This window comes from Streptomyces sp. NPDC006207 (genome assembly GCF_040613835.1).
GTDB lineage: Bacteria > Actinomycetota > Actinomycetes > Streptomycetales > Streptomycetaceae > Actinacidiphila.
Genome location: NZ_JBEXSX010000042.1, coordinates 1 through 11778 on the forward strand (window position 1 = coordinate 1; position 11778 = coordinate 11778).

The window sequence follows — 11778 nt, forward strand, 5'->3', positions numbered from 1 at the left end:
GGGCAACTCCGCCCGAGGCACAGAATCCGCAGGAACGCGCGTACTCATATACACCAGCATCCCCCCACACCCCCCGACCGGCGAATTCAGACACCACGGACCCCCGCACACCCGCGCACCGGGTCGCCCGTCGCCGTCCGCGGGACACTGGAGGCAGGGACGCAGACGGCGGGGCCGGTCCGGCCGGCGACCGCGTGACGGCCGTGCCCGCGGGCGCCTGTGCCTGGACCTCCGCCCGGATGTCGTGGCAGGCGGGGGACATCGGGAGGGCCTCGGCCGAACTCGTGGCGCGGGGCGCGGCGTTCGAGCCGCGCGCGGCGTACGGCAAGGGCCGGCCGGTCCGCTGAGCCACTGTCCGTGGGAGCCGCCATGAGTTCGACCGCGATCGCAGACTACGCACTGATCTCCGACCGGCACTCCGCCGCGCTGGTGAGCCGGGACGGCTCCGTCGACTGGTTGTGCTTCCCCCGGTTCGACAGCCCCTCGGTCTTCGCGCGACTGCTGGACGGCGCGGCCGGTCACTGGTCGGTCCGGCCGTCGGTCCCGTACGAGGCGACGCGGACGTACGTGGACCGTTCCATGGTGCTGGAGACCACCTTCCGCACCGACTCGGGAACGGCCACGCTCACGGACGCCCTGCTGACCGGCCCGCACGGTGACGAGCACAGCCTCGGGGCCGGCGCGCCGCACCTGCTGGCCCGCAGGCTGACCTGCGCCGAGGGTGAGGTGCCGGTGGAGACGGAGTACCGCCCGCGACCGGAGTACGGGCTCGTCGCGCCGATCCTGTCGGGGACCGAGGGCGGGGTCACGTCCCGGGGAGGGGCCGAGTGGCTGGTGCTGACCACTCCGTACCGCATGGACTTCGCGGACGCCACGGCCCACGGGACCTTCACCCTGCGGGCCGGCGAGTCCGTCTGCTTCGGCCTGCACCGTTCGACGCTCGAGGAGCCCCCGGCCCACGTCTGGACGCAGGAGGACCTGTCCGGCCGCCTGGACTCCACGATCGCTGCGTGGCAGTCGTGGTCGGACATGCACCAGGCCTACGACGGGCCCTGGCGTGACCTGGTGCAGCACAGCGGCCGGGTGCTGCAGGCGCTGTCGTTCCAGCCCAGCGGCGCCATCGTCGCCGCCGCGACCACCTCGCTGCCGGAGGGCGTGGGCGGCGAGCGCAACTGGGACTACCGCTACACCTGGGTCAGGGACGCCTGCCTGACCATGGAGGCCCTGTGGGTGGCGGCCTGCCCCGACGAGGCGCACGACTTCTTCGCCTTCCTGGCGACCGCCGCGCCGTCGCTGAGCGAGGACCGGACGCTGCAGATCATGTTCGGGGTGGGCGGCGAGCACGACCTGAGCGAGCGCACCCTCCCCCATCTGCGGGGATGGCGGAACAGCCAGCCGGTGCGGGTGGGCAACGGCGCGTGGTGCCAGCAGCAGATCGACGTCTACGGGGAGCTCCTCGAGGCCGCCTACCGCCTCGCGGACCAGTTGCACCGGATCGATGACGACACCCGGCGTTTCCTCGTCGCGTGCGCGGACGCCGCGGCGGAGCGGTGGACCGACAAGGACCAGGGCATCTGGGAGGTCCGTGGCGAGCCCCGCCACTTCCTGTACTCCAAGGTCATGTGCTGGGCGGCGCTGGACCGGGCGGTGCGGCTCGCCGACCGCCTGGGCGCGCGCCGGGACAAGGTGGCGGCCTGGCGGAGGAGCCGGGACGAGATCCACCGGACCGTGCTGCGGGAGGGCTGGAACGAGGAGGCGGGCGCCTTCACGCAGTACTTCGGCTCGACCGCCCTCGACGCGTCGAACCTGATGATGCCGATCGTCGGTTTCCTGCCCGCCGACGACCCTCGGATCCGCGCCACCATCGACGCGACGGAGCGGAGGCTCACCGACGCCGCGGGACTGGTCTACCGGTACCGCACGGCGGAGGGGGTGGACGGCCTCGCCGGCGAGGAGGGCACCTTCCTGCTGTGCACCTTCTGGCTGGCCCAGGCGCTGGCCCTGTCCGGCCAGGCCGAACGGGCCAGCGACGTCTTCGCCCGGGCGGCGGCGTACGTCAACGACGTGGGCCTGCTGGCGGAGGAGATCGACCCGGCCACCGGTGAACTGCTCGGCAACTTCCCGCAGGCGTTCAGTCACATCGGCCTGGTCAACGCCGCCTGGGCGATCAGTGAGGCCCGGCAGCCCATCGCCGCATGACGATCCGTCAGGAGACTTCTTCCGTGGCGGGATCGCCCGGGGGCGGAGGCATGACTCACGAAGCGGGCCCGGGGCCTTTCATCGGGGGCCACTCCGGGGCCCCGGGCCGCTGACCACATCAGACACCCGTCGAGGGGTTCCTGCGAGCCGGACTGACCCACCCGGGCTCAACCGGACACGGCCACAGGCAGCGTGACTCGGTGTCCGAAGCCGGTCGCACCCCGGGGTCCTTCGACACGATCGGCGCCGGCCGGGAAGGGGGGCCAGGCCGGCGCCGGATCGAAGCGGGGCCGTTCTCCTGCTCGGCGGCACTCCGTGGGGACGGACCGCTCCGCGTCCCCGTGGAGTCCCGTGGCAGGTCTCCCGCGCCTGGTCCAACCGTGAACCGGAAGCAGTCATTCCCCGTCGTCCTCCCGGTCGTCCTCCCCTGTCGCCATCCCCCGTCGCGGCCGGTGCCCGGGTGACGCGTCTGCCAGTCGGCGGCGAGCAGACCGAACAGCAGGTCGTCGGTCCACTCCCCCTTGATCCAGGTGTGAGCGGGGCGACGGCCCTCCAGCCGGAACCCGGCACGCTCCAGCAGACGTGCCGAGGCGGTGTTCCGCGCGTCGCACTCGGCGGAGACGCGGTGCAGGCCGCTCACGGTGAAGAGCCGGTCCAGCAGCGCGGTGACGGCCTCGGTGGCGTAGCCGTCGCCCTGGTGCGCTCGGGCGAGGGTGAAACCGAGGTCGGCCTGCATCCGGTTGTCGTGCAGGCACACGCCGATGTCGCCGATCAGCTCGCCGGTGGCGGCGAGCTCCACCGCGTACTGGAACCAGCCGGGCTCCTCCGGATCCCCCGCGGCGAACCGCGCGACGAGGTCCGCGGCCGTCTGAGGGGACACCGGCTCGCTCCAGCCCTGGTAGCGGGCGACGGCGGGGTCGGACCGGTAGGCGGCCAGGGCCGGCGCGTCACCGGGGCGGAACCGGCGTACGCGCAGCCGGGAGGTCTCCAGGAACACGCCTGCGATGCTCTCATGCCGCGGCATGCCTTCCGACGCCCCTCCCGGCGCCGCCACGCCCGTTGCGTTGGTGCTCACCCGTCACAGGCACGATGCTGGTCAGTGGATGCCCTGGCCGAGCCCGGTTCCCCCGCCCCCGCGGGGGAAAGAACCTAGCGAGGGCGAGATGACAGCCATGGAGCCACTTCCCACCGCCGCCGGTGGACAGCCGGAATCCCTGGGCACCGACGGCGCCACCGCCTACACCGCCTCCGCCACGCTCGACGACCACGGGATCGTCACCGGCTGGAGCGCCCAGGCCCACCACCTGCTCGGCCACACGCCCGCCGAGATCATCGGTCATCCCGCCACGCTGTTGCTCGCCGGACCCCCGCCGCACGTGCCGTCGCCCCCCTCCACGCCACGCTGGGCCGGGACCCTCGCGCTCCGCCACCGGGACGGACACACCCTGCGCCTGCGACTGCTCGCCCACCACCGCGAGACCGCCGGCCGGCCGCCGGGCGGCACCGGGCCCGGGCACGACGGCGACGCGCACGACAGGAGCGGCTGGCTCGTCGTCGCGGCGGTCCCCGGGTCCTCCGGCGACCCGCCGGCGCACGACGCGGTGTGCGGCTGGGCGTTCACCCAGTCCCCCTGCCCGCAGGCCGTCTTCGACACCGGGCTACGGCTGACGCGGGCCAACGCCGCCTTCGAGGACACCCTGGGACTGCGCGAGGCCGAGATGCGCGGCCTGCGGTTGGCCGACCTCGCCCCCGGTGACACGGCCCGGCAGACGGAAGCCCACATGCGGAGCGTCCTGACCAGCGGGCGCCCGCAGCACGCTCCGGCCCCCTTCACCGCGGACGGCTCCACCGCCACCGGAGACGACGGCGGCCCGGGCACCGCGCCGGGGGACGGCGCCGACGGGAAGCACGCCCTGCAGGCGACCCTCACCCCGCTCACCGACCCCGCGGGGACCGTGAGCGGGGTGGTGCTCACCACGCACCCGGCCGGGGAGGACCCCGAGGTGCGGCGCCGTTCGCAGCTCCTGCACGACGCCGCGACCCGCATCGGCACGACCTTGGACACCACCCGCACTGCCCAGGAGCTCACCGACCTCGTGGTGCCCGAGCTCGCCGATTACGCCGCCGTCGACCTGATCGAGCCCTCCAGCGGCGCCCGGGCCGCTGGGTCGGACGGTCCGGTCACCGTGACCCGCACCGCCGCCAGGTCCATCCTGCCCGGCACCCCCGAGGCCCTCATCGCCCTCGGCGACACCGCGACCTACCCCCCGGGGTCCCCTCCCGCGCAGACGCTGGCCACCGGCAAGGCCGCGCTGTACGACATCACCGAGGCCACCCTCGCCCGCTGGGCCGCCCAGGACCCCCGGGCCGCGTGGATCCGCGAGGCGGGCACCCACTCGGTCATCGCGATCCCCCTCACGGCCGGCGGCGGCACCCTCGGGCTGGCCGTCTTCAGCCGCCACCGCAATCCGGTCCCCTTCACCGCCGACGACCTCGCCCTCACCGAGAAGCTCGCCCACCGGGCCGCCACGGCGATCCACAACGCCCGCCGCTACGCCCGCGAGCGCACGACGACAATGACGCTGCAGCGCAGCCTGCTGCCGCACACCCTGCCCGATCAGGACGCTCTGGACATCGCCACGCGCTACCTGCCCGCGACGACGCACGCCGGGGTGGGCGGTGACTGGTTCGACGTGATCCCCCTGTCCGGCGCCCGTGTCGCCCTCGTGGTCGGCGACGTCGTCGGGCACGGCATCCGCGCGTCGGCCACGATGGGGCGGCTGCGCACCGCGGTGCGCACCCTCGCCGACGTGGACCTGCCACCCGACGAGCTCCTCACCCACCTCGACGACCTGGTGATCCACCTCTGCTCCGACGACGCCGGGGAGGACCAGGACGCGGAGACCGCGGGCGGGATCGGCACCACGTGCCTGTACGCGGTGTACGACCCGATCACGCGCCAGTGCAGCCTCGCCCGCGCGGGGCACCCTCCGCCCGCCGTCGTGACCCCCGACCACGCCGTCCACTTCCTGGACGTCCCCGCCGGCCCCCCGCTGGGCCTGGGCGGGCTCCCGTTCGAGACGATGACCACGAACCTCCCCGAGGGCACGGTCCTCGCCCTCTACACCAACGGGCTGCTGGACCCGCACCACAACGACATCGACCAGTCCCTGGACAAGATGTTCACGGCCCTCGCGCACCCGACCTCGTCGCTGGACACGGTCTGCGACCGGGTCCTGACCACCCTCATCACGCACCGCCCGACCGACGACATCGCCCTCCTGGTCGCCCGGACCCGCACCCTGCCCTCCGACCACATCGCCACCTGGCAGCTGCCCAACGACCCCGCCACCGTCGCGCACGCCCGCCACCACACCACGTCGCAGCTGACGACGTGGGGCCTGGAGGAGACCTCGTTCACCACCGAACTGCTCGTCAGCGAGTTGGTCACCAACGCCATCCGCTACGGCAAGCCGCCCATCCAGCTGCGCCTGATCCACAACAACACGGCGCTCATCACCGAGGTCACGGACACGAGCAACACCACCCCGCACCTGCGCCGTGCCCGTACGTACGACGAGGGCGGGCGGGGTCTGCTCCTCGTGGCGCAGCTCGCCCAGCAGTGGGGCACCCGTCACCATCCGCGCGGCAAGACGATCTGGACCGAACAGGTCCTGACGCCCGCCTGACGACCACGGCCACACATACCCCCACCCCGTATCCGCGTACTGCCCTCGCGAACCTTGGCACATACCCCTAGGGGGTATAGCGTGGAGCAACGCGCCCGCCCGGCACGTCGTCCCCATGCCACGGCACCCATGGAGCAGCCTTGAACACCGGAACGAAGATCACCGCGTTCGCCGTCGCCCTGGCGGCCTCGTTCGGCACCGCCTACGGCGTGGGTGCGGCCTTCGACCCGGTCCGCCCACCGGTGGCCGGCGTGAACGCGCCGGGGCCGGGACACGCGCACGACACCGCCGACGGCGAGGGCGCCGCCCAGCCCGCGGGAGGCCTGGCGATCAGCGAGGCGGGCTACACCCTGGACCTCCGCACGCCACGCGTCGGTTCCGGTCGCCCGGCCGAACTGCGCTTCCTCATACGCGACGCCGACGGCCACCCGCTCACCTCGTACCGGCGGGCTCACGAGAAGGAGCTGCACCTGATCGTCGTCTCACGCGACCTGATGTCCTACCGCCATCTGCATCCGGTCCGGGCCGCCGACGGCACGTGGAGCACCCCCGTCAGCCTCCCCCGGGCCGGGGACCACCGGGTCTTCGCCGACTTCACGCCCGCCGCGAAGGGCAGCCGGAACCTCACGCTCGGCGCGGACCTCTCCGTGGCCGGGGACCACCGGCCCGGCAGCCCCGCGCCGGTCTCCCGGACGGCGACCGTCGACGGCTACACCGTGACGCTCCACGGCGGCCTGCGACCCGGCGCCGCGCGGGAGCTCCGGCTGACGGTGACGAAGGACGGCCGCGAGGTCACCGACCTGCAGCCCTACCTCGGCGCGTACGGCCACCTGGTCGCCCTGCGCGCCGGCGACCTGGCGTATCTGCACGTGCACCCCGGCGGCGCCCCGGGCGACGGCGCAACCGCGCCCGGGCCGGACGTCTCCTTCACCGCCACGGCCCCGAGCGCGGGCACGTACCGGCTCTTCCTCGACTTCAAGCACCAAGGAACGGTCCGCACCGCCGCGTTCACGGTCACGGCCGGTCCGGACGACGGCCATGCCGACACGGACGGCGGCGGGACGGGCGGCCACAACCACGGCGACTGACGTCGGGCGGGGCTCGGCAGGGCCCTCAGCCGGAGCGGCGCCGCAGGCGACGGGCGCCGAGGAAGGCGGCCGCGCCGGCGGCCAACGCGCCCCCGGCGGCGCCGGCCAGAGCGCCGACGCCCGGCCGGTGCTCGCCGGAACCGGTGTCGGCCAGCGCCGGGCGGCCGGACTCGGCGGCGGTGGCGGCCTGGAGGATCAGGTCGGCGACGGCGTCGGGACGTGCGATCAGGGACACGTGGCAGGTGTCGAGCTCCACGGTGTGGGAGTGGGCGCGCTCCGCCTGGAAGCGCTCCTGGTCCGGGTTGATCGTCATGTCCTGGCGGCCGACGAGGGCCCAGGACGGGATCGTCTTCCAGGCCGCGACCTTGGCCTTCTCCGAGAACGCGGTGGTGGCCGCGGGCCGCTGGGTGACCGCCAGCAGGTTCGCCTGGCTCTCCGGCAGGCAGGCGGCGAACACCGGGTGCACCTTGTCGCGCTTGAGGTAGAGGTCGGTACCGCTGACTCCCCCGCCCGCCCGGAACGGCACGGACTTGGTGGCGGTGCCCAGCGCGCTGGGGAACCGCTCGGCCAGCGACATCCCGCTCTCACCGACGTCGGGCATCAGCGCGGAGACGTACACCAGCGACTTCACCTGGGGGTTCCCCGCCGCGGCGGAGCTGATCACCGCGCCGCCGTAGGAGTGGCCTGCCAGAACGATGGGGCCCTTGATGCTCTCCAGTACGGAGGCGATGTAGGTGGAGTCGCTGTACAGCCCGCGCAGCGGGTTCGCGGGGGCGATGACGGGGTAACCGCGGCTCTCGAGCCGCTCGATCACCCCGTTCCAGCTGGAGGCGTCCGCGAACGCCCCGTGGATCAGGACCACCGTCGGCTTCGTCCCGGTCGTGTCCCCGTCCGCGGCGGCCGGAGCCGCGGCGGACGCGCAGAAGGCCAGGGCGCAGCCGGCCGCGGCGACGTGGGCGCGGCGTATGCGACGCCGCGAGCGGGAATCCAGAGTTGCCGCCATGCCGTATCTCGCTTTCCTCGGTGCTCAGGGCGGAGGCCCTACGGCACCTGAGTGTTCACGGCTCGGCGGCGACAGGCCCGGCCGCGTATGCCGACCGGGTCACGCCCGTGGGCCGTCGGGGTGAAAGCTGCCCCGAGGGGGTGTGCGGCCCGCGGGGCGCGCCGTGCGGCCGGGCCGCGGGGGCGGTTCCGGGTCGGACGGCGACGGCCTCGCTCATCTCCTCTTCCGCCTCGCGCTCGGCCCCATGAGGGAGCGCGGGGGCTGCCTCGGCACCGACTCGGCGACGCCCTTCCTGCTCGACAAGTCGACCGCCAGCCGCCGGATCGCGGTACTGGAGCGCAACTACAACGCGGCCGCCGGGACGCTGCGTGCCATCGGCGCGGTCTTCGTGCAGCGGAGCCGGATCCTGCGTCAGTCGTGGTCCAGGAAGCGGTGCGGATGCGCCGGGTAGACGCCCATGATCCGCACCTCGGAGGAGAAGAAGCGCAGCTCCTCCAGGGCCAGGGCCACTCCGCTCTCCTCGGGGTGGCCCTCGATCTCGATGTAGAAGCGGCTGGCCTTCAGCCCCGCGCCCACCTGGTAGCTCTCGATCTTGGTGAGGTTCACCGCGTTGCTGGAGAAGCCGCCGAGCGCCTTGTAGAGCGCGCTCGGGATGTTGCGCACCGAGAAGAAGAGGCTGGTCATCATGGGCGTGCCCGAGTCCGGCGGGAACACGGCGTCGCGGGAGAGGACGACGAAGCGGGTGGTGTTGTCGGAGGTGTCCTCCACGCCGCCGCGCAGCACCTGCAGCCCGTACAGGTCCGCCGCGCCGGGCGGAGCGAGCGCCGCGTGCCGCGGGTCGCCGAGCTCCGCGACCTCGCGGGCGGCGCCCGCGGTGTCGTCGCTCACCAGCGTCTGCCAGCCGCCCTCGCGGATGATCTTCCGGCACTGCCCCAGGGCGTGCACATGGCTGCGGACGCACACGACGTCCTCCAGCGTGGCCCCGGGCACGCCCATCAGGTCGAAGCGGATCGGCAGGAAGTACTCCGCGATGATCGAGAGGTCCGCCTCCGGCAGCAGGTGGTGGACGTCCGCGACGCGACCGGCGGCAGAGTTGTCCACGGGGATCACGGCCAGGTCCGCGCTCCCCACCGCGACCGCCTCCAGCGCCTGCTCGAACGTCGTGCAGGGCAGCTCCCGGCTCTCGGGGTACAGCCTGCGGGCCGCGGCGGCGGAATTGGATCCGGGTTCTCCCTGGTAGGCGATGGTCACCATGTGCGCGTCGGTATCTCCGGATCGGTGGGCTGTGCGTGCGGCGGGGCCGTCCTCGCATGCTACTGCGCGCCGCGCGCGCAACCCGTTCCCGTCCGAGGGCCGGACGGCCGTGGCCGGCGCGCGGCCCCGGCTCACCCCGGGCGCGGGCGGGTGGCCCACGGGCGGCCCCCACCGCCCGTGGGTCCCGCGCCGGCCCCGGCGGCCGGCGCGGGGATCATCACCACGGCAACTGCGCGGTGAGGTCGCCGAAGGTGCCGGTCGGGCCGTCCGGGCCGACCGTGGCGTAGCGCACGATCGCCTCGGCGCCCTCCTCCGGGGTCTGGATGCCGTGCCCGCTCAGACCGTGCAGGTCGGTGGCGCTGAACCCGGGCTCGACGGCGTTGACGCGCATGTGGGGCAGGCCCTTGGCGTACTGCACCGTGAGCATGTTCACCGCCGCCTTCGACGCGGAGTAGACGGGCGTGACGTACCGCGACTCGTTCTTCCCGGGGTCGAGGACCGTGCCGAAGGAGCCGAGCCCGCTGCTGACATTGACGATGACCGGCGCGGCGGACTCCCCCAGGAGGGGGAGGAAGGCGTGCGTCACGCGCACCAGGCCGACGACGTTGACGTCGAGGACGGTCGCCATGTGGGCGCCGGAGGCCTCCGCGGCGCCGACCATGCCCTCGAAGACGCCCGCGTTGTTCACCAGGACGTCGAGCCGGCCCTCGCGGCGCCGCAGCTCCTCGGCCGCCGCGGTCACGGAGGCGTCGTCGGTGACGTCGAGCAGGAGCAGCTCCGCCCCGAGCTCGTCGGCGGCCGCCCGTCCGCGGACGGCGTCCCGGGAGCCGATGTAGACGGTGTGCCCGAGCTTGATCAGACGGCGGGCGGTCTCGCGGCCGAGGCCCTTGTTGCCGCCGGTGACGAGCGTGATGGTCATGGGGTGCTCCCTTGCTGGTGCGCGCGACGCACGGGTGACCGCGCGCCGACGTGTCGGGGGGTGTGGTGGGGGGTGGGGGGGGGTGGCGCGAGTGGGGCGCCGTTCAGCCGGCGATGCCGTCGAGTTCCGCGACGGCGTCGGCAGGCAGCTCCAGGGCGGCCGCGGCCACGTTCTCGCGCAGGTGGGCGAGCGAGGACGTACCCGGGATCAGGACGGTGGTCGCCGACCGCCGGAGCAGCCAGGCGAGGGCGACCTGCTGCGGCGAGGCACCCAACCGGGCCGCCACGCCGGCGAGTCCGTCCGACTGGAACGTGGTGAAGCCCCCGAGCGGGAAGAAGGAGGCGAAGGCGATGCCTTCGGCCGCGCACCGGTCGACGAGGGCGTCGTCCTGCCGCTTGACCAGGTTGTAGAGGTTCTGCACGGCCACGACGGGGGCGATGGACTGCGCCTCGGTCAGCTGGCCGTCGGAGACCCCGCTGAGACCGAGGTGCCGGATCAGGCCCTGCTCGCGCAGTTCCGCGAGGGCGCCGAACTCCTCGGCGATCGGGTCGTCGCCGGTGCCCCCCACGGAGCCGAGGCGCAGGTATACCACATCGAGTGCGTCGAGTCGCAGGCGGCGGAGGTTCTCGTGCACCTGGGCCTTCAGGTCGTCGGGCTCCAGGGAGGGGATCCAGCCGCCGGTGGCGTCGCGGCGTGCGCCGACCTTGGTGGCGATGCGCAGGGCGTCCGGATAGGGGTGCAGCGCCTCCCTGATCAGCTCGTTGACCACCGCGGGACCGTAGAAGTCGCTGGTGTCGATGTGGGTGATCCCCAGCTCGACCGCCTCCCGCAGCACGGCGAGGGCCTGGTCGCGGTCCTTCGGCGGGCCGAAGACCCCGGGACCGGCCAGCTGCATGGCGCCGTAGCCCATGCGGCTGATGACGAGGTCGTCCGCGAGCCGCAGCGCACCACCGGGGAGATTCCGGGCGTTGCTCATGTGTCGCACCTTTCGCGCATTGGTGTGGGGGGTGACGAACCGGTCGGCTCCGGCCGCCCTCCACTGTGCGCGGCGTGGGGCGCCGGTGGCAGTGCCCCACTGTTCCTGGGGGTGAGGGGACCAGTCGCCTCACCCGCGGGGACGCATCCCGGCGTCCGTGCGGCGCGTCGCACGGCGATCCGGCCGGTCCGTCACGTCGCCTGGTCACGACGACCGGCGACGGCACCCACCCCGGAAGGCCAGACATGAGCACGTACCTGATCAACCACCTGCGCATCCCCGGCGGCATCCCGAACGACGAGGGCCTGACCTACCTGGAGCGCGTCGACGCCACCTTGCGGCCCTACGGCGGCACGTGGCTCGCGAACGGCGAGCCGACCGTGGTGGAGGGCGCATGGCCCGGCCTGGTCGTCCTCCTGGAGTTCCCCGACCGGGCCGCGGCCCAGGACTGGTACAACTCCCCCGAGTACCAGGAGATCCTGCCGCTGCGCACCCGCAACGCGATCTCCGACCTCGTGCTGATCGACGGTCTTCCCGCGGACTACACCGTCGCCGGCTTCGCCCGGCAGGTCCGGGCGTCGCTCGCCGGTGCGTCCGGCGCGTCGGGTGTATCCGGTGCTTCCGGTGCGTCCGGTGCGGACGGCTGACGC

General features: G+C 73.6%; 11 protein-coding genes. 6 read left to right on the plus strand and 5 right to left on the minus strand.

The window, feature by feature from the left end; genetic code table 11:
- The first annotated feature begins 194 nt into the window (after positions 1-194).
- The gene (locus ABZ312_RS28880; RefSeq protein WP_500328802.1) at positions 195-347 is read left to right on the plus strand and encodes a hypothetical protein; all 153 of its coding nucleotides are present in this window, start codon (positions 195-197) and stop codon (positions 345-347) included.
- Positions 348-369: 22 nt separating this feature from the next.
- Entirely contained in the window at positions 370-2199 is a 1830-nt protein-coding gene (locus tag ABZ312_RS28885) for a glycoside hydrolase family 15 protein (protein ID WP_500439079.1), read from the plus strand.
- Positions 2200-2317: 118 nt separating this feature from the next.
- Here the strand turns inward: ABZ312_RS28885 and ABZ312_RS28890 are convergent, their stop codons facing one another.
- Entirely contained in the window at positions 2318-3223 is a 906-nt protein-coding gene (locus ABZ312_RS28890) for a GNAT family N-acetyltransferase (protein ID WP_500439080.1), read from the minus strand.
- Positions 3224-3371: 148 nt separating this feature from the next.
- Here ABZ312_RS28890 and ABZ312_RS28895 point away from each other — a divergent pair, with 148 nt between their 5' ends.
- Both ABZ312_RS28895 and ABZ312_RS28900 read left to right on the plus strand, forming a co-directional pair.
- A complete protein-coding gene (locus tag ABZ312_RS28895) occupies positions 3372-5888 on the plus strand; it encodes a SpoIIE family protein phosphatase (protein WP_500439081.1) in 2517 nt (838 codons plus the stop codon).
- A gap of 140 nt (positions 5889-6028) precedes the next feature.
- Positions 6029-6976 (plus strand): DUF8832 domain-containing protein, encoded by a 948-nt coding sequence (locus ABZ312_RS28900; protein ID WP_500439082.1) that lies wholly within the window; start codon positions 6029-6031, stop codon positions 6974-6976.
- A gap of 25 nt (positions 6977-7001) precedes the next feature.
- On the opposite strand, the gene ABZ312_RS28905 is transcribed toward ABZ312_RS28900, so the two are convergent.
- On the minus strand, positions 7002-7979 hold the full coding sequence (locus ABZ312_RS28905) for an alpha/beta fold hydrolase (protein WP_500328807.1): 978 nt from the start codon (positions 7977-7979) through the stop codon (positions 7002-7004).
- Positions 7980-8223: 244 nt separating this feature from the next.
- Between ABZ312_RS28905 and ABZ312_RS28910 the strand changes: the two genes are divergently transcribed.
- Complete coding sequence (locus ABZ312_RS28910) at positions 8224-8430, plus strand: hypothetical protein (RefSeq protein ID WP_500360379.1); 207 nt, start codon at positions 8224-8226, stop codon at positions 8428-8430.
- Here ABZ312_RS28910 and ABZ312_RS28915 read toward each other — a convergent pair.
- From ABZ312_RS28915 to ABZ312_RS28925, 3 genes are all read right to left on the minus strand, one after another.
- On the minus strand, positions 8391-9233 hold the full coding sequence (locus ABZ312_RS28915; RefSeq protein ID WP_500328809.1) for a prephenate dehydratase: 843 nt from the start codon (positions 9231-9233) through the stop codon (positions 8391-8393). The two genes, ABZ312_RS28910 and ABZ312_RS28915, sit on opposite strands and share 40 nt — an antisense overlap.
- A gap of 217 nt (positions 9234-9450) precedes the next feature.
- Entirely contained in the window at positions 9451-10152 is a 702-nt protein-coding gene (locus tag ABZ312_RS28920; protein ID WP_500360378.1) for an SDR family NAD(P)-dependent oxidoreductase, read from the minus strand.
- Between the two features lie 103 nt (positions 10153-10255).
- Positions 10256-11128 carry an oxidoreductase gene (locus tag ABZ312_RS28925; protein WP_500357931.1) on the minus strand — a complete coding sequence of 291 codons (873 nt, stop codon included), beginning with the start codon at positions 11126-11128 and terminating at the stop codon, positions 10256-10258.
- Between the two features lie 245 nt (positions 11129-11373).
- On the opposite strand from ABZ312_RS28925, the gene ABZ312_RS28930 reads away from it, so the two are divergent.
- Entirely contained in the window at positions 11374-11775 is a 402-nt protein-coding gene (locus ABZ312_RS28930) for a DUF1330 domain-containing protein (RefSeq protein WP_500357932.1), read from the plus strand.
- Positions 11776-11778: the final 3 nt, after the last annotated feature.